The 17,641-nt window shown below is 69.3% G+C and carries 18 protein-coding genes; 12 read left to right on the top strand and 6 right to left on the bottom strand.

Going from position 1 to position 17,641, the window contains the following annotated elements; translation table 11 throughout:
* Positions 1-8: 8 nt before the first annotated feature.
* Positions 9-419, bottom strand: coding sequence for an ATP-dependent zinc protease family protein (locus AWU67_RS07995; RefSeq protein ID WP_234407394.1), 411 nt, complete (start codon positions 417-419; stop codon positions 9-11).
* 94 nt (positions 420-513) lie between these two features.
* On the opposite strand from AWU67_RS07995, the gene rimK reads away from it, so the two are divergent.
* The gene (gene rimK, locus AWU67_RS07990; RefSeq protein WP_067227666.1) at positions 514-1,704 is read left to right on the top strand and encodes a 30S ribosomal protein S6--L-glutamate ligase; all 1,191 of its coding nucleotides are present in this window, start codon (positions 514-516) and stop codon (positions 1,702-1,704) included.
* Positions 1,705-2,698: 994 nt separating this feature from the next.
* Here rimK and AWU67_RS07985 read toward each other — a convergent pair.
* Positions 2,699-3,916, bottom strand: a complete 1,218-nt coding sequence (locus tag AWU67_RS07985; RefSeq protein WP_067227663.1) for a sensor histidine kinase — start codon at positions 3,914-3,916, stop codon at positions 2,699-2,701.
* A complete protein-coding gene (locus AWU67_RS07980) occupies positions 3,903-4,559 on the bottom strand; it encodes a response regulator transcription factor (protein WP_067227661.1) in 657 nt (218 codons plus the stop codon). The genes AWU67_RS07985 and AWU67_RS07980 overlap by 14 nt, the downstream gene beginning before the upstream one ends.
* Positions 4,560-4,729: 170 nt before the next feature.
* Between AWU67_RS07980 and AWU67_RS07975 the strand changes: the two genes are divergently transcribed.
* The 10 genes from AWU67_RS07975 to AWU67_RS07930 all read left to right on the top strand — a co-directional run bounded on the left by AWU67_RS07975 (position 4,730) and on the right by AWU67_RS07930 (position 13,169).
* A complete protein-coding gene (locus tag AWU67_RS07975) occupies positions 4,730-5,242 on the top strand; it encodes a hypothetical protein (RefSeq protein WP_129586665.1) in 513 nt (170 codons plus the stop codon).
* Complete coding sequence (locus AWU67_RS07970; protein WP_067227656.1) at positions 5,239-6,351, top strand: peptidoglycan-binding domain-containing protein; 1,113 nt, start codon at positions 5,239-5,241, stop codon at positions 6,349-6,351. Before AWU67_RS07975 ends, AWU67_RS07970 begins: the two co-directional genes overlap by 4 nt.
* Positions 6,348-7,052: an ABC transporter ATP-binding protein gene (locus AWU67_RS07965; protein ID WP_067227654.1), complete on the top strand. Its 705-nt coding sequence runs from the start codon at positions 6,348-6,350 to the stop codon at positions 7,050-7,052. The genes AWU67_RS07970 and AWU67_RS07965 overlap by 4 nt, the downstream gene beginning before the upstream one ends.
* Entirely contained in the window at positions 7,049-8,251 is a 1,203-nt protein-coding gene (locus AWU67_RS07960; RefSeq protein ID WP_067227651.1) for an ABC transporter permease, read from the top strand. Before AWU67_RS07965 ends, AWU67_RS07960 begins: the two co-directional genes overlap by 4 nt.
* 98 nt (positions 8,252-8,349) lie before the next feature.
* Positions 8,350-9,993, top strand: a complete 1,644-nt coding sequence (locus tag AWU67_RS07955) for a DHA2 family efflux MFS transporter permease subunit (RefSeq protein WP_067227649.1) — start codon at positions 8,350-8,352, stop codon at positions 9,991-9,993.
* A gap of 121 nt (positions 9,994-10,114) precedes the next feature.
* Positions 10,115-11,245, top strand: coding sequence for an amidohydrolase family protein (locus tag AWU67_RS07950; RefSeq protein ID WP_234407393.1), 1,131 nt, complete (start codon positions 10,115-10,117; stop codon positions 11,243-11,245).
* 98 nt (positions 11,246-11,343) lie between these two features.
* Positions 11,344-11,850 (top strand): hypothetical protein, encoded by a 507-nt coding sequence (locus AWU67_RS07945; protein ID WP_129586664.1) that lies wholly within the window; start codon positions 11,344-11,346, stop codon positions 11,848-11,850.
* Positions 11,851-11,887: 37 nt separating this feature from the next.
* On the top strand, positions 11,888-12,325 hold the full coding sequence (locus tag AWU67_RS07940) for a DoxX family protein (RefSeq protein ID WP_067227642.1): 438 nt from the start codon (positions 11,888-11,890) through the stop codon (positions 12,323-12,325).
* A 59-nt stretch (positions 12,326-12,384) separates the two neighbouring features.
* A complete protein-coding gene (gene arfB, locus AWU67_RS07935) occupies positions 12,385-12,807 on the top strand; it encodes an alternative ribosome rescue aminoacyl-tRNA hydrolase ArfB (protein ID WP_067227639.1) in 423 nt (140 codons plus the stop codon).
* A 113-nt stretch (positions 12,808-12,920) separates the two neighbouring features.
* Entirely contained in the window at positions 12,921-13,169 is a 249-nt protein-coding gene (locus tag AWU67_RS07930) for an SCO4226 family nickel-binding protein (RefSeq protein ID WP_067227637.1), read from the top strand.
* On the opposite strand, the gene AWU67_RS07925 is transcribed toward AWU67_RS07930, so the two are convergent.
* Entirely contained in the window at positions 13,166-13,393 is a 228-nt protein-coding gene (locus tag AWU67_RS07925) for a DUF1653 domain-containing protein (RefSeq protein WP_067227635.1), read from the bottom strand. The genes AWU67_RS07930 and AWU67_RS07925 overlap by 4 nt on opposite strands.
* A 41-nt stretch (positions 13,394-13,434) precedes the next feature.
* Positions 13,435-14,838, bottom strand: coding sequence for an FAD-binding oxidoreductase (locus tag AWU67_RS07920; RefSeq protein ID WP_067227633.1), 1,404 nt, complete (start codon positions 14,836-14,838; stop codon positions 13,435-13,437).
* Between the two features lie 140 nt (positions 14,839-14,978).
* Here AWU67_RS07920 and AWU67_RS07915 point away from each other — a divergent pair, with 140 nt between their 5' ends.
* Entirely contained in the window at positions 14,979-15,902 is a 924-nt protein-coding gene (locus tag AWU67_RS07915; RefSeq protein WP_067227630.1) for a pseudouridine synthase, read from the top strand.
* A gap of 21 nt (positions 15,903-15,923) precedes the next feature.
* On the opposite strand, the gene AWU67_RS07910 is transcribed toward AWU67_RS07915, so the two are convergent.
* Positions 15,924-17,399: an MFS transporter gene (locus AWU67_RS07910; RefSeq protein WP_234407392.1), complete on the bottom strand. Its 1,476-nt coding sequence runs from the start codon at positions 17,397-17,399 to the stop codon at positions 15,924-15,926.
* Positions 17,400-17,641 lie beyond the last annotated feature (242 nt).

Genomic DNA, 17,641 nt, shown 5'->3' with positions numbered 1-17,641 from the left:
GGTGCGTTCTAGGCGCGCCCGCGATTGTGGCGGCGCACCTCCCGCGGGGCGCGCCCGCCGAGGAAGGAGCCGGCGGAGTCGACGAGGAAGCCCTGTCGGAGCGCCTCGCGCCCGATCAGCATCCGGAATCCCATCTGGTCGCGGTTGGTCAACGTCGTCTCGGCGCTCACGGTGCGGCCGTGGATCTGGACGTCGATGAGCACCATGATGCGCTCCTCGACGTGCCCCGACGAACTGCGCACCGTGCGGCGGTCGTGCACGCGGCACTCGACGGTGACGGCATCCCCGTCTGACTTCTGCCAGGGGTGCACCTGGAAGCGCACCCAGTCGCCGTCGGCGCCGGTGAACTCCTCGATGTCGAAGGCGTGCAGAGCGGAGCTGCGGGCACCGGTGTCGAGTTTCGCCTTGATCCAAGGCACACCGATGCTCGGCAGGCGGACCCACTCACGCCAGCCCGCTATGGTGTTTGAATAGACAGGTTCACTCACTCCTTCATCTTGGCAGGCTCCCCAGTTGAAACTCGCTATCCTCTCGCGCGCCCCTCACTCTTATTCGACTCAAAGGCTCCGGGCCGCCGCGCTTCAACGTGGCCACCGGGTCAAGGTGCTGAACACTCTGCGATTCGCAATCGACCTCTCCGGCGCCGAACCCGACCTGCAATACCGCGGCCGGCTGCTCTCTGACTACGACGCGATCCTGCCGCGCATTGGCAACTCGATCACCTACTTCGGCACCGCCGTTGTGCGCCAGTTCGAGCAGATGGACGTGTACACGCCCAACACCGCCAACGGCATCAGCAACGCCCGCGACAAGCTGCGGGCCAGCCAGATCCTCTCCCGCCACGAGATCGCGATGCCGGCGACGGCGTTCGTGCACAACCGGGCCGATGTGCGCCTGGCGATCGAGCGGGTCGGCGGGGCGCCGGTCGTCATCAAGCTGCTTGAGGGCACCCAGGGCATCGGTGTGATCCTCGCCCCCGAGGTGAAGATCGCCGAGGCAATCATCGAGACGCTGCACTCAACCAAGCAGAACGTGCTGATCCAGAGCTTCATCTCTGAGAGCAAGGGCCGCGACATCCGCGCACTCGTGGTCGGCGACCGTGTCGTCGCCGCCATGCGCCGGGTCGCCAGCGGTGACGAGTTCCGCTCGAACGTGCACCGCGGTGGCACCGTCGAGGCCGTGGAGCTGACGCCGGAGTACACCCGCGCCGCCGTGCGGGCGGCCCAGATCATGGGCCTGCGCGTCGCCGGTGTCGACATGCTGGAGGGCAACGACGGCCCGCTGATCATGGAGGTCAATTCCTCGCCGGGCCTCGAGGGCATTGAGCGGGCGACCGGGCTCGATGTGGCTGGCGCCATCATCGACTACATCGCCGACCAGGTCGGATTCCCTGAGATCGACGTGCGCCAGCGCCTCAGCGTCTCGACGGGCTACGGCGTCGCCGAGATCGTCGTCTACGGCAACGCAGACTTCGTCGGCAAGACGATGGCGGCCTCCGGGCTCGGCGACCGCGACATCACCGTGCTGACGGTGCACCGCGGCACGGCCGTGCTACCCAACCCGAAGGGCGATCTCGTGCTGGAGGCGGGGGACAGGCTGCTCTGTTTCGGCAAGCTCGACGAGATGCGCTCGATGGTGCCGGAGCGCCGGCGCCGGCGGGCGCGCGTGCGCAAGCTGCCCAAGGAGCCGATCCCCGAGGGGTAGCTCTCGTCAGCGGGCGGATTCCGTCTGCGGGCGGATGCCGCGGTTGTTGGCTTCGGTCGCTGGCGCTCCCTCGAGCCAACGGGGGATGCACGTCGGCTGGAGGGCTCCGCGCCGCTCTGCACGTCGGCTGGAGGGTGCCGCGCCGCTCTGCACGTCGGCTGGAGGGGGCCGCGCCGCGACGAAGGAGCAACGCAGCGCCCGAAGCCGGGGAGTTGGCGTGATCGGGTTGCCGGTGTGGGGTTCGTCGGGCGCACCGAGCGGGGGCGGGCGGATGTCGCGTTTGTTGGCTTCGGTCGTTGGCGCTCCCTTGAGCCAACGGGGGATTCACGTCGGCTAGAGGGTGCCGCGCCGCTCTGCACGTCGGCTGGAGGGGGCCGCCGCTCTGCACGTCGGCTGGAGGGTGCCGCGCCGCGACGATGGAGCAGCGCAGCGCCCGAAGCTCGGGAGCTGGCGTGATCGGGTTGCCGGCGTGAGGTTCGACGGGTGCACCCGTCGGGGCGGGTAGATGCCGCGGTTGTTGGCTTCGGTCGCTGGCGCTCCCTCGAGCCAACGGGAGATGCACCTCGGCTGGAGGGTGCCGCCGCTCTGCACGTCGGCTGGAGGGTGCAGCGCCGCGACGAAGGAGCAGCGCAGCGCCCGAAGCCGGGGAGTTGGCGTGACCGGGTTGCCGGTGTGGGGTTCGTCGGGTGCACCCGGCGGGGCGGGCGGATGCGTGTGTGTTGGCTTCGGTCGCTGGCGCTCCCTCGAGCCAACGGGGGATGCACGTCGGCTGGAGGGTGCCGCGCCGCTCTGCACGTCGGCTGGAGGGCGCCGCGCCGCGACGAAGGAGCAGCGCAGCGCCCGAAGCCCGGGAGCTGGCGTGACCGGGTTGCCGCTGTGGGGTTCGACGGGCGCACCCAGCGCGGCGGGCGGATGCCGCGGTTGTTGGCTTCGGTCGCTGGCGCTCCCTCGAGCCAACGGGGGAGCGGCGGGGCGACGCGCTCAGGCGGACCGCTCAGGCGGCGGCGGCGGGGATCGTCACGCGGACATGGAGGCCACCGCCGGGGCGGGGCTCCAGGGCGAGCTCGCCCTCGAAACGGTTGACGATGGCGGCGACGATCGACAGGCCGAGGCCGTGCCCGCGCCCGGAAGAGCTGGTCGTGCGCCCGGCGACCCGGGTGAACTGCTCCGTGAGCGCGGCGACGTCGGCGGGGCTGAGCACGGCGCCGCTGTTGGAGAGCTCGATCGTGGCGCCGGCGGCATCCGCCCGCGTCGTCACCGCGAGGAAGCCGCCGTCGGCCAGGTTGTGCCGGATCGCGTTGTGCACGAGATTCGTCAAAAGCTGTCGCACGAGCACCGGCTCGGCCTCGATCGTGGCCGGCTCCAAGTCGAGCTCGACGCGCACGCCGTGCTCGGCGGCCTCCGCGCTGCAGCCGTCGATGGCCTCGGCCGCGGCCTGGGCGAGGTCGACCGGTTCGGGCTCTGCCGTTGACGACTGAATCTGGGCGAGGTCGAGGAGGGCCTCGACGGTCTCGATGCTGCGCTCGTTCATCACGCGCAGGCGGTCGAACACCTGCAGGTCCTCGGGGCGCTCGCGCTGTGCGATCGCGACATCGAGCATGGCCCGGGTTGTGGCGAGAGGGGTGAGCAGCTCATGCGAGGCGTTCAGGGCGAACCGGCGCGAGGCGGCGAAGGAGCGCTCCAGCTGCGCCAGCATGTCGTCGAAGTTCGCGGCCAGCTCCGAGATCTCGTCGCGCGGGCCGCTCAGCCCGATGCGCTGGCTGAGGTCGCCGTGGGCGGCCCGGCTGGCGGCGCTGTTGATGTACTGCAGCGGGGCGAGCACCCGCCCGGCGACGGCCCAGCCGACAGCGACGCCGACGATGGCGAGCGCCACGAGCACAACGAGCGAGATGACCAGCAACAGGTTGAAGATCTGATCGGTCGAGGTGATGACGAGTGCCGAGCTCGGGGTGACGGTCGCGGCGGGCTCGCCGGCCATGCCGGGGTCCGGGATGACGGCCGACGTCGAGTCGGTCGGCACCAGCGACTGCGCCGGCACAGTGGGGGCGGCCACCAGCTCGTAGCTGGGGAGGAAGCGCATCACGAGGTAGACCACCGTGAGCATGACGATGCCGGCGCCGGTGAGCAGCGCCGAGTAGGTCAGCGCGAGCCGGGTGCGCACCGTTGCCCGGTAGCGGCGGATGCCGGGCCCAATCGCCTCAGCGGATCGCATAGCCGACTCCAGAGACGGTGGTGATGATGCCGGGGTCGCCCAGCTTCCGCCGCAGGGTGCTGATCGTCACCTTGACGGTCTGGGTGAACGGGTTCGCGTTCTCGTCCCAGGCCTTCTCGAGGATGGTCTCGGCGCTGACCACGCCGCCGCCCGCCTTCAGCAGCAGCTCGAGCACCGAGAACTCTTTGCGGGTGAGGGCCACGTGCCGACCGTTGCAGAAAACCTCGCGCCGGAACGGGTCGAGCCGGACGCCGTTTCGTTCAAGCACGGGAGGGTGCGAGCTGAACTGGCGCCGGTTCAGGGCGCGCAGCCGGGCGATGAGCTCGGGGAACTCGAACGGCTTGGCCAGGTAGTCATCGGCGCCGAGCTCCAGCCCGGCGACCTTGTCGTCGAGGCGCCCGGCGGCGGTGAGCATGAGGATCGCTGGCCCCTCGGGGTCGGCGGCGAGCGCCCGGCAGACGTCGTCCCCGTGGGTGCCGGGAATATCCCGATCCAGCAGCACCACGTCGTAGTCGTTGATCTCGACGGCCTGGAGCGCCGCATCGCCGTCGCCGACGATGTCGGCCGCGATGGCATCCATCTCCAGCCTGGTGCGGATGGCATCGGCGAGGAACTCCTCGTCTTCAACGATCAGCACTCTCACGTCGATATCTCCTTGTTTGCGGCCGCCCGGCGATCGGCACCCCTGAAGTCAAGCAGACCGGGGCTTAAGAAAAGGTAAATGCCGGCCTTTACCTTCTCGCAACCGGCGAGCCGTTGGACTGGGCACAGCCCGGTCGCTCGATCGGGCTGAATCGACGAGAGATGATGCACATGACTGCCACGAAATCCATTCGACCCCGCCGCGCTGGGGCGAGCGCCCTGGCCGCAGGTGCCTTCCTGCTGCTCGCCCTCACCGGCTGCGCGCCGGCATCCGACTCGGGCGCTGAGCTCAAGACGGACGACTTCGAAGCCTCGATCGCGGACTGGCGCCAGAAGCTCGACGACTGCATGCTGGATGCCGGCTTCGACCTGAACCAGACGAACGCGGACGGAACCCCGTCCGAGTCCATCGACATCTCCCAGTTCGACATGGCCGAGTTCGACAAGGCATATGCGGCCTGCACCGACAAGGTGGGGGAACCGCCCGTCGATGAGAGCCTGCCGACCGAGGACGAGCTGTTCGAGTCGCAGCTGGTGTTCGCCTCCTGCATGCGTGAGCTCGGCTACGACTACCCGGACCCGGTGAAGGGCAACGGCGGCATGACCCCGGCTTTCGGCCCAGAGACCGACCCCAATGACATCGACGCGTGCTCGGCGAAGGCCAACGCGCTGGAGCAGCAGTGACCGTCGCAGACAAGCCCGAAAGCGCCGACGCAGCCGCGCCCCGCCGCGGGCGCCGCGCCCTGCTGATCACCGGAGCCGCGGTGGCGGCAGTGGCCGTCATCGCAACCGTGGTCGTGCTCGTTCAGCCGCCAACTCAGGCCAACTCCGCGCCGAAACCGGTGGCCGTCGATACCGCCGTGGTCACCCGCGGCGACCTGACCGCCGGCTTCCGGGCACAGGGCACGCTCGCCTACTCCTCGCCGCGGGATCTCGGCACGGCGCTGCCCGGCGTCGTCACCGGCCTCGCTGCATCCGGCAGCGTCGTCACCGCCGGCCAGGAACTCTTCCGCGTCGACGACCAGCCTGTCGTGCTCATGCACGGTGACCTGCCGGTCTGGCGTTCCTTCTCGCTGGGGATGACGGACGGCGCCGATGTGCTGCAACTGGAACGCAACCTGGCCGTGCTCGGCTTCTTCGATCGGGAGCCCGACGAGGAGTTCGCCGGCAGCACCGAGCGCGCCGTCGAGAGGTGGCAGAAGTCGCTGGGCCTCGAGGAGACCGGCATGGTCGAGACCGGTCGCATCGTGTTCTCACCCGCGGATGTGCGCATCCAGGCCCCGAAGGCCGCCATCGGCGACGCCAGCAGCGCCGCCATCGTTGCGGTGACGGGCGCCACCAAAGAGGTGCAGGCCTTCATCGACACCGCCCAGCAGGGTCTCGTCGCACTCGACGCGACGATCAACGTGCTGCTCCCCGGCGGGGTGCAGGCCAACGGCACCATCATCGCCATCGGCGCCCCCGTCGAACGGGAGGGCAGCTCCGGGAAGAGCCTGAAGATCCCGGTGACGATCACCCTCGATGACGCCGAGGCTGGCGCGAATCTGGACAACGTCTCGGTGACGATCCTGCTGACCGAGGTCAAGCAGAGCGACGTGCTGCTCGTTCCGGTTGTGGCCCTCCTGGCCCAGCCGGGCGGCGGATTCGCCGTCGAGGTCGTGACCGACAAGCCAGGCAAGAAGGGGGCTGGCTCGAGCGTCGTTCCGCTTGAGCTCGGCGCATTCTCCGACGGCCTCGTCGCCGTCACCGGCGGCAAGCTCGCCGACGGCGACGTCGTGGTGGTGGCCAAATGACCAGCCCCATCGTCGAGCTGAAGGGCGTGACGCGCTCCTACGGCTCGCCGCCCACCGTCGCCCTGAACGGTGTCGACCTCACGATCGACGAGGGCGAGATGCTCGCCATCGTCGGCCCGAGCGGATCGGGCAAGTCCACCATGCTCAACATCATCGGCTCCCTCGACCGCGCGAGTTCCGGCTCAGCCGAGATCGCCGGCCACGATGTTGCCTCGCTGAGCGATGCCGAGCTCTCTGCGCTGCGCGCGCACACCATCGGCTTCGTCTTCCAGCAGTTCCACCTCTCCGATGGCGTAACGGCACTCGAGAACGTGGCGACCGGACTGCTCTACACCGGAACCCCGCCGCGCGAGCGCCGCCGCCTGGCCACGATCGCGTTGCAGCGCGTCGGCCTCGGCGACCGCCTGCTGCACCACCCGCGGCAGCTCTCCGGCGGCGAACGGCAGAGGGTCGCCATCGCCCGTGCGGTCGTCGGCGAACCGCGGCTGCTCTTGGCCGATGAGCCGACCGGCAGCCTCGACACCAAGTCGGGGTCCGGCGTGATGCAGATTCTGGCCGACCTGAACGACTCCGGCACCACCGTCGTTGTGATCACCCATGATCAGGGCCTGGCCGATCGGATGCCGCGTCGCGTGCGCATCCGCGACGGGGAGATCGTCGCCGACGAGCGGGGAACGCTGACAGAGGGAGCAGCCGCATGAGCGGCCGCAGCACCCTGAACCAGCGCTCCCGACTGCGCACCGGCGATCTGCTCGCGCTCGGATTCCACGGGCTGCGCGCCCGCCCGTTGCGCGCCATCCTCTCCTCCCTCGGTATTGCGATCGGCATCGCGGCGATGATCTCGGTGATCGGCATCTCGACCTCCAGCCAGGCGCTGATCAAGGACAAGCTCTCCGAGCTCGGCACCAACCTGCTCACGGTCACGGCGGGCAGCGATCTGCTCGGCCAGGATGCCCCGTTGCCGGCCGACTCCCTGGCCGCCATCCGGCGCATCGAGGGGGTGCAGCACGCCAGTTCGACGGCCACGCTCACAGACATCTTCGTCTTCCGCAACGCGGAGCTCGATCGTGGCCGCACCGGCGGCCTGAGCGTGGCCGCCGCCGACCTCGACCTGCTCGAGGCCTCGGGCGCCAGCGTTCTGGCAGGCAGCTGGCTGAACGAGGCCACCGCGCAGTTCCCGACCGTGGTGCTCGGGCGCACGAGCGCCGAGCGGCTCGGCATCCAGACCCCGGGCAGCCAGATCTGGCTGGGCGAGCAGACCTTCACCGTCGTCGGCATCCTCGACGCCTCACCGCTTGCACCCGAGCTGGACTCGATGGCGCTGATCGGCGAGCCGATCGCCGCCACCCTCTTCGGCTACACGGGCAACCCGACGATGATCTACGAGCGCTCTGATGAGGACCGGGTTGCGGCGGTGCGGACGCTGCTGCCGCCGACGATCAGCCCGGAGTCACCGAGCGAAGTCAAGGTCAGTCGGCCCTCCGACGCACTGGCCGCGAAGAACACCGTCGACCAGGCCTTCACCGGGCTGCTGGTCGGCGTCGGTTCCATCGCGCTGCTCGTGGGCGGCATCGGGGTGGCCAACACCATGGTCATCTCCGTGCTCGAGCGCCGCCGCGAGATCGGCCTGCGCCGCTCGCTCGGCGCCACCCGGCGCCACATCCGGCTGCAGTTCCTGTTCGAGGCCATGCTGCTTGCGGCCTACGGCGGTCTCGCCGGAACCGCGCTCGGCTGGTTGATCACGGCGATCACTGCCCGATCCAACGGGTGGATCGTCGCGATTCCCGGCGAGGTGCTGGTGGCCGGCGTTGCCGTGACGATTGTGGTCGGGGCGATCGCCGGGGTGCTGCCGGCCGTGCGAGCGGCGAAGACATCGCCGACGGCGGCGCTCAGCAGTTAGCGCGCGTGCGCGAGTCAACCAAACGAACGACGTCGGCCGGCCCTTCTGTCTCTAGGCTGGGGATGGAAGGGCACGGCCGCTCCTGGCCGCGAGAATGCATGGCAGAGTCACAAGCAACAGACGAGGCAATCACACCACCGCAGAGCGGCCGGCGCCGCTGGATCGGTCTGGGGGTATTGGCCGCAGCCCTCTCGATGATCGTGCTCGACGGAACCATCGTCGGCGTCGCGCTGCCGGTTCTGATCGAGGACCTGCACCTCAACCTCAGCGACGCGCAGTGGGTCAACGGCATCTATTCGGTCGTTTTCGCGGCGTTGCTGCTGACCGCCGGGCGTCTCGGCGACCGACTGGGACGGCGCCGGATGCTGGTGGTCGGCCTCCTGATCTTCATGACCGGCAGCCTGCTCGCCGCCCTCTCCGGCACAGGGGGTGCTCTCATTGCCGCCCGCGTCGTGCAGGGTGTCGGCGGCGCGCTGATCCTGCCGACGACGCTCTCGACCGTGAACGCCACCTTCCGCGGCCGCGACCGGGCCGTCGCCTTCGGCGTCTGGGGCGCCGTCATCTCGGGAATGGCCGCGTTCGGCCCTCTCCTCGGCGGCTGGCTGACCACCGCATTCAGCTGGCAGTGGATCTTCATCGTCAACCTGCCGCTCGGCATCATCATCCTGGTCGGCACCTTCCTCACCGTCACCGAGACCCGCGCCGTCATCACCTCGCGTGGCTTGGACGTCGACGGGCTGCTGCTCAGCGCGATCGGCTTCGGTGGCATCGTCTTCGCCCTGATCGAGGGCCGCTCGCTCGGCTGGTGGGCGCCGACGGCCGAGTTCACGTTCCTCGGCTGGACGTGGCCGGTCACCGCCCCCGTCTCGCCGGTGCCGGTCGCCGGCATCATCGGCATCGTCTGCATCGTGCTGTTCGTGCTCTGGGAGCGGCACCGCGGACGCAACGGACGCTCGGCCATCCTCGACCTGAAACTGTTCAACGTGCCCACCTTCACCTGGGGCAACCTGACGGCGTTGTGCGTGGCGATCGGCGAGTTCGGCCTGCTGTTCGTGCTGCCGCTGTTCATCGTGAACGCGATGGGGCTCACCACGCTCGGCGCGGGCCTCGTGCTCGCTGCGATGGGCGTCGGCGCGTTCCTCTCCGGGGCCTCTGCCCGCCACCTCGCCGAACGGATGGGCGCCCCCAACGTGGTGTTGCTCGGCCTCGGCATCGAGGTCGTCGGAGTCACCGCGACGGCGCTGTTCCTGCACGCCGGCTCGGCGCCGTGGCTGCTCGCCCTGCTGCTCGTCGTCTACGGTCTCGGCCTCGGGCTGGCATCCGCCCAGTTGACAGGCACCGTGCTGGCCGACATCCCGACCGAGCAGTCCGGCCAGGGCTCTGCAACGCAGAGCACGGTGCGCCAGGTCGGCTCCGCGCTCGGCACCGCCCTGATCGGTGCCGTGCTCGCGGCCGGGCTGGCGACGGCCCTGCCGGCCCAGCTGGACACCGTCTCCGGCCTGCCGCCGGCCAGCGCCGAGCAGATCGCCACGGCGACGGAGTCCTCGGGCGGCGGCACCATCGGCCAGATCCGGGCCGAGGGCACCGACGGCAAACTGGGGGAGTCGGGGCCCGCCATCGCCACCGCCCTCTCCGACGGTTTCGCGGATGCCGCGCGCACCTCTCTGTTCGCCGCCGGCGGCTTCCTCGCCCTCGGCTTCCTCTTCGCACTGCGGTTGCGGGCCAAGTCGCGGCAGCGCTGAGGGCGGGGAACGGCAGCCAGCACATGACGGCATCCGTCGAAGACATCGACCTCCGCGCGGCCCTCAGACGTTCGGAACCCGCCTGACCGAGCCGATGCCCGCCGACTGAGAGAGGATGACGATGGCGTCCACAATGATCGTGAACGTTCGCCTGTTCGATGGCACGGCTCTCACCAGCTCCACCACCGTGGGTATCAGCGACGAGCTGATCACAACGGTGGGCGGTCCGCCACCGGGCAACACCCTGGAAGGCACCGTCGACGGGAACGGCGGCGTGCTGCTGCCGGGGCTCATCGACGCGCACGTGCATGTCGACGACGAAGACCAGCTGCAGGCGTTCCTCGCGCACGGAATCACCACGGTCTTGGACATGGCCAACCAGAAACCAGAGATCACCCGCTCCCTGCGTGAGCTGCCCGGTCTGCCCCAGGTGTTCGGTGCCGGGCTGCCAGCCAGCGCGCCGGGCGGCGCCCACACCACGAAGATGGGTTTCCCGCTGGGCAGCGCGGTGAAAGACGGCGCCGATGCACGCCGTTTCGTGGCCGCCCGGGTGCGCGACCACGCCGACTTCATCAAGATCATCGTTGAAGACCCGCGGATGCCGGGGACGAAGGCGCTGCCGGCCGACACGATCGCGGCACTCGTGCAGGCCAGTCATTCCGCCGGTCTGCTCACCGTCGCGCACGCCGTTACCTCGACGGCCGTCGGCCTCGCGGCAGAGGCGGGGGTCGACGTCATCACCCACGCACCGATGAACCGCAGCATCACGCCGGGGGAGGCGGTCGCGCTTGCCGCGCGCGGTGCCGCACTCGTGCCCACGCTGACCATGCTGCGGGGCACGGCCGGCATCATCAACGCCAGGAGCATGTTCCGTCTGCTCCGGCGCCTGAACATCGCGCCGCCCGTGCACTACGAGAACGCCCGGCAGAGCGTCGCCGTGGCCCGCGCTGCAGGGCTGGCCGTGGCGGCCGGAACCGACTCGAACAGCGAGGTCGGCGCGCCCTGGCATCCGCGTTTCGGCAGCTCGCTGCACGACGAACTCGAACTGCTCGTCGACGCCGGCCTCAGCCCGGCCGAGGCGATCGCTGCGGCCACCGCCACCCCGGCACGCATCTTTGGTCTGACCGACCGTGGGGCGATCGCGCCAGGGCTCCGGGCCGACCTACTGCTGATCCGCGGCGATCCGACGGCAGAGATCAGCGCCGCGCGCACCCCGGCCGGAATCTGGATCGGGGGCCAGCGGGTGCTCTGACGCGGCTCGCACGCCCAGCGCTCGACAGCCAGACAGAACCGTGCGGGGAGGCGTGGCTTCCCAGCCGATCCGCATTGTCGTGTGGCTAAGCTTTATGGGTGTCTGGAGACCGCAGGAGCAAGAGAACCCATCTCGCCGACCGCCTGCGCGAGCAGGTGTACGTCACATTCACCGGCCTGGCGGTGATCATCGCTCTGCAGTCGCATGCGCACGGCCTCACCGCCCTGGGCGCGGCGACGACGCTCTCGATCACCGTGCTCGGCGTGCTGTCGGCCGCGTTCATCGCCGAGGTCATCACCCACATGATCGTGGGCAGCGCGCTGCCTGACCGGGACGAAGTCAAGCACATGTTCCGGTCGACCCTCGGCGCCATCGGCATCGTGGTGCTGCCGATCCTCGTGTTGGTGCTGGCTGCCTTCGGGCTGTGGTCGGTCGTGACCGGCCTCACCATCGCGAGCGTCTTGCTCATCGCCACCCTCGTCGCTGTCGTGTTCCTCGCCATTCGTCGCACCTCGATCGGCCGCTGGCAGCAACTCGCCGTCCTCCTCGCCCTGGCGCTGCTCGGCGTGCTGGTACTGGTGCTGGAGGTCGCCGCGCACGGCTAACCGCCGTGACGTGGGGCGCGCGTGTTACTGTCCGAACATGACTGAGCCACGGGCGACAGTGTCACAACGTTCCACCATTCCGCGCACCATCGGCCGTGTCGCCCTGGGGGTGTTCCTGGTGTTCGCCGGGGTCAGCCACCTGACGTTCGCCCGGCAGGAGTTCACCGCGCAGGTGCCCGACTGGCTGCCGGCCAGCAAAGACGCCGTCGTGCTGGCATCCGGTGCCGTCGAGATCTCCCTCGGCCTGGCACTTCTGCTGTTGCGCAAACGGCGGGTGAGCGTTGGCTGGGTGGTGGCCGCGTTCTTCGTAGCGGTGTTCCCCGGCAACATCTCGCAGTACGTGACGCACAGCGACGCGTTCGGCTTGGACACGGACAGGGCACGCGGCATCCGCCTGCTGTTCCAGCCGCTGCTCGTGCTCTGGGCGCTGTGGAGCACCGGCGCATGGCGGGCGTGGCGCACACGCAAGAACTGACCGTGCGTCGGCTGCACGCGGTGGCCGCCGGCCGCGCCGCAAGCGTGCATGCTTGATGCATGGACCTTGAGGTGACGGCTGCACTGACGATTCCGGCGACGGAACTCGGCTGGCGGTTCTCGCGCTCCTCCGGCCCGGGCGGCCAGCATGTGAACACCTCGGACAGCCGCGTCGAGCTGTTCTGGAGCGTGACGGATTCCGCCGCGCTCTCGGACAGCCAACGGCAGCGCCTGCAGGAGCGGCTCGGTTCCCGGCTCATCGGCGGGGTGGTCACGGTGACGGCCGCCGAGCAGCGCTCGCAGTTGCGCAACCGCGAGATCGCGCGGCGCAAGCTCGTCGACCTCCTCGCGACAGCCCTCGCCCCCGATGCTCCCCACCGGCGGGCGACGAAGGCCACCCGCGGCTCCGACCGCCGCCGCCTCGCCGCGAAGAGCCAACGCTCTGAGACGAAGAAGCAGCGCCAGCGCCCGTCGTCCGACTGACAAAGCCGGTCGACCGGCCCGGGGACCCTCCCATGCCATCGCCACGAGGCAGGCGTACCATGAGGCGAACGTCTAGCGAACGCTGCGTTCATCTTCAGGGAAGAAGCTAGATCATGACTGAGTTCATGGATGTCCACCACAACATGAAGGGCATCACGCCGGCAGATCTGTTGGCCGCGCACAACGCAGATGTCGCCATTCAAGACGACGAGCACGTGAAGTTCAAGAAGGCCTGGGCCGATCCGGTGACGGGCCGGGCATTCTGCCTCTCGGAGGGCCCGTCAGCGGATGCCGTCCGGCGCATCCACGAGCGCACCGGCCACCCGGCCGACGAGATTCACGAGGTCACGGTCACCGTCTAGGTGGCGGCGGGCGGGTCGACCGGGGCGAAGCGGGGGACGTCTTCGCCATCGACCTGCACCGTCTCGACGAACATGGCCAGTGGGCGCACCCACAGCCCGCTGTCGCCGACGAGCGGCGAGTACACGACGAGCGCCTCCTCCGTCTCGGAGTGACGGGCGACGCCGATGACGTCATACAGTGCGCCCTTGTAGTGCCGGTAGAGGCCGATTCTGATCTCGTTCATGCTGGCCTCGACCTTATCGTGTTGGCTGTGCAGAGCCCGGCTCAGCCGCGGGCCGGCGGCACGTTCTGATTGAGCCGGAACAGGTTCTGCGGATCCCAGCGGGCCTTGATCTCTGCCAAGCGCTGATAGTTGGGGCCGAGCGAGCTGCGCATCAGCTCGTCGCCCTCTTCTTGGAACCCGGCGAAGTTCAGGTAGCGCACACCATTCGAGAACGGGTGCAACGCGGCGACCAGGCCGCGTGCCCATGCGATGTTCGCCTCATCCCCGCCTGGCTCCGTCCAGTTCGCTTCCGGGCTGATCAGGAACGACGCCGAGGTGACCGGCATGGCGCCCTCGATCGAGTCGTGGGTGTGACCGCCGAGGTGCCAGACATCAATCGTGCTGAGATCGGATGCCGGCCGCACGGCCGCCTCGGCGATGAGCGCGATCACCTCATCACCGAGCCGCTCCACCTGCACCGACTTCCAGTAGTGCCGGTCACCGGGTGGGTAGTCCGCGTCGAACGCCTGCTGCACCTGCACGTAGCTCGTCACACCGGAGCCGTCGAACAGCGGCTCTCCGAACTCGTGCAGCGGGCGGAACGCCTTCGCGCCGACGGCCGGGTCGCCGACGAAGACGCCGCCGAACGCCGTGAACGGCCGGCCGAAGGTCTCTGGCGCGAAACCGTCCGCCCCCTCCGGCACCAGCCCGGCGAAGGCCAGCGCGCTGGCCTCGTTCGGCGCCTGCGCGCAGAACTCCCGGAATAGGCGGAGGGCGCGCGGGATCCCGCCGTCGCGGCCGTCGTGGAACACAAACAGGAAGTACACCTCTGGACCGACCGGGTGCATCGCGAACTCAAACCGGGTGACGACGCCGACGTTGCCGCCGCCGCCGCGCAACGCCCAGAGCAGCTCAGGTTCGTGCTCGGAATCGGTGTGCACCACGGCGGAATCCGCCGTCACCAGTTCAGCGCCGACGAGGCTGGCGCAACTGAAACCGCAGGTGTTGCGGATCCAGCCGTAGCCGCCGGCCAAGGTCAGGCCGCCGACGCCGGTCTTCGAGTAGACGCCGCCCGGCACGGCGAGCCCGTGTTCCTGGGTGAGGGCGTCGACCTGGCCCCACGTGGCGCCGCCGCCGACGGCCACGATGCCGCGGTCGAGGTCGATCGCCACCTCGTGCAGCGGTGCCAGATCGAGCACCACTCCGTCATCGACGGTGCTGTGCCCTGCGGCACTGTGCCCGCCGCCGCGCACGGCCAGGGGGAGCCCCTTCTCCCGCGCCAGGGCGACGCCGATGCCCACATCGTGGGGGCTGGCGCAGCGGATGATGACGGCCGGTCGTTTGTCGAACATGCCGTTCCAGATCAGCCGCGCCCGCTCGTACCCGGCCTGGCCGGGCAGGATGTACTCGCCGTCAAGGGCACCCCAGGGAGCCAGGTCTGAGGGGGTCAGGTCCATGTGCGTCATCTCGCACCTCATCTGCTGCAGGGTTTGCGCGTCGGGCGGCGCACGCACACCCCCAGGGCCGCCCCGTGAGTGGCAACAACGGTACTCCGCGGCATCCGGTGCGGCAACGCCCCGCCCGCGCGCCGACGTAAGATCGTTCGATGCCCCCACGTTCCCCGCTGCCGCAACGACTGGGGCTGGATGCCGCGTGGATGCGCACCCCCGATCTCGATCGAAGCCGGCCGGACCCGTGGCCGAGCATGGGCGCCTGGCTGCACGAGCGGCTCTCCGAGTTCATCGACGTGCCGGCCTTCCTCGCCGAGCAGCGCATCGTCTACGAGGGCGGCGTGCCGGCCGTCGGCAGCGACCCGTACCGGCCGCACACCTTCGTCTGGTTCCACCGCGACCTGGCCGATGAGGCGCCAGTGCCCGGCCCGATCCACGTGGTGCACCGCGACGAACAGCTCGTCGTGATCGACAAGCCCGCGTTCCTTTCCACGATCCCGCGCGGCAAGCACGTGCAGCAGAGCGTCGTGGTGCGGTTGCGCGACGAGTTGGGCCTGCCGGAGCTCTCGCCGCTGCACCGCCTGGACCGGGTGACCTCCGGCCTGCTGATCATGGCCACGGAGAAACGCTGGCGGGGCGCCTACCAGACCATGTTCCAGCGCGGCGAGGTGAGCAAGACCTACCTGGCTCTCGCAGCACACCGGCCGGAGCTCGAGCTGCCCGCCACCGTGCGCAACCACCTGGGCAAGCGGCGCGGCACGATGCAGGCAGAGGTGATTCCGGATGCCGCGGCGAACGCCGAGTCGCTGATCGAGCTGCAGAGTGTGAGAGGCGGTGAGGCGGTGTACCGGCTGAGCCCGCGCACCGGGCGCACCCATCAGCTGCGCATGCACCTGTGGGGGCTCGGCGTGCCGATCAGCGGCGACCCGCTCTACCCGGAGGTGCGTCCCGTCGCCATCGACGATTTCAGCACCCCGCTGCAGCTGCTGGCCAGCGCGGTCGGCTTCACCGACCCGCTGAGCGGTGCCCCGCGGCGCTTCGAGAGTGTGCGCAGCCTGCCGCTGCAGAGCGAGGCCTGAGCGGTCAGACCGGCTGTGCGGCTAGGCCTGCGGCGCCTCCATGGCGGTGGCGGGTGCGGTGGAGCGGGCATGTGCCACCGAGAGACCATGCCCGACACGGCGGAACAGCAGAGCCGAGAGCACCGCGCCGAAGGCGAAGAAGCCAGCCGCCCACCAGTACGCGACCGAGTAGCTGTGCAAGGCAGCCTCGGCGATGACCTCTGGCGATGCAGGCAGGTGTGCGGAGACGTAGCTGGTCGCGGCCGTGGCGGCCAGCGTGTTCAGCAGCGCCGTACCGATGGAGCCGCCGACCTGCTGACTGGTGTTCACCGTGGCGGAGGCCACACCAGCGAAGTCCCGGTTGACGCCGAGGGTCGCCGTCTGGATCGACGCGGGCATGATGGTTCCCATTCCGAGACCGATGATCGCCAATGGCGGCAGGATGTCGGCGGCGTATGTGCTCTCCAAAGTGAGGTGGGTGAGGTAGATCATGCCGATCATCCCGAGCACCATTCCGAGTGGAACCAGCACCTTCGGGCCGAAACGCGGCAGGAAGATGTTTGTTGACAATTGGGCGGCGAGCACCAGCATGGCGATCATCGGCAGGAAGGCGACACCCGTCTGAACCGGGGTGAAGTGCAGGCCCGTCTGCAGGTAGTAGGTGACGAAAAGGAATACGCCGAACATGCAGGCACCCGCGATGACCACGGAGAGGTAAGACGCGCCTCGATTGCGGTCAAGCACGATGGCGAGGGGGAGAAGCGGGTGCGCGGCGCGTCGTTGCCAGAGCACGAAGGCGATCAGCAGAATGCCCGATCCCACGAGCATCAGCCAGCACGAGGGGGACCCCCACCCGTCGCTCTCGGCGTTGGAGAAGCCGTAGACGAGTAAGAACAGGGCGCCGGAGGCGAGCACGGTGCCGGGGATATCGAGTTTCGGCCTGGGCCCCGTGCGAGCGACTGTGCTGACAAAGACGAGGGCACCGGCAAACGCGACGATTGCAATGAACACGTTGATGTACAGGCTCCACCGCCAGTCGAGGTATTCGGTGAGGAAGCCGCCGAGGAGCAGGCCGATGGCGCCGCCGGCACCGGCGATGGCCCCGAACACGCCGAAGGCGCGCGAGCGCTCCTTCGGAATGGTGAAGGTCGTCGTCAGCACGGCCAGGGCGGTCGGCGCGAGCAGCGCACCGAATGCGCCTTGCAGTGCGCGCGCTCCGACGAGCCACTCGAAGCTCTGCGCCGCACCGCCCAGGGCGGAGGCCGTGGCGAATCCGACCAGACCGATGAGGAAGGTGCGCTTGCGGCCGATCAGGTCGGAGAGCCTGCCGCCGAGCAGAAGCAGGCTGCCGAAGGCGAGCGAGTAGGCGGTGACGACCCATTGCCTCTCGCCGTCCGTGAAGCCGAGTTCGGCCTGGGCGGACGGCAAGGCAATGTTCACCACCGTCGCATCCAGTACGACCATCAGCTGCGCGAGCGCGACGACGGCGAGCGTCCACCAGCGTCGGGAGTGGGGCACTGTTGGGGGGACGGGCTGGACGGGTTCGGATTCGATCCGGGACATGAGCGCGACATTAGTCCCGTTGTGGGAAGTCCGGCTCTGATTTGCTCGGGAGTATGCCGTGAACTGCTCGTCCTCCCCGTTGGCTCGAGGGAGCGGCAACGACCGGAGCCAACGACCCGAGCCAACGACCGAAGCCAACCGTCGAAATCGCCGTTGAGCGTGGTTCGGATGCCGGGGAACACGCTCAACTGCCATCT

This window comes from Microterricola viridarii (genome assembly GCF_001542775.1).
Taxonomy (GTDB): Bacteria; Actinomycetota; Actinomycetes; order Actinomycetales; family Microbacteriaceae; genus Microterricola; species Microterricola viridarii_A.
This window is presented reverse-complemented; position numbering and strand designations above follow the sequence as displayed.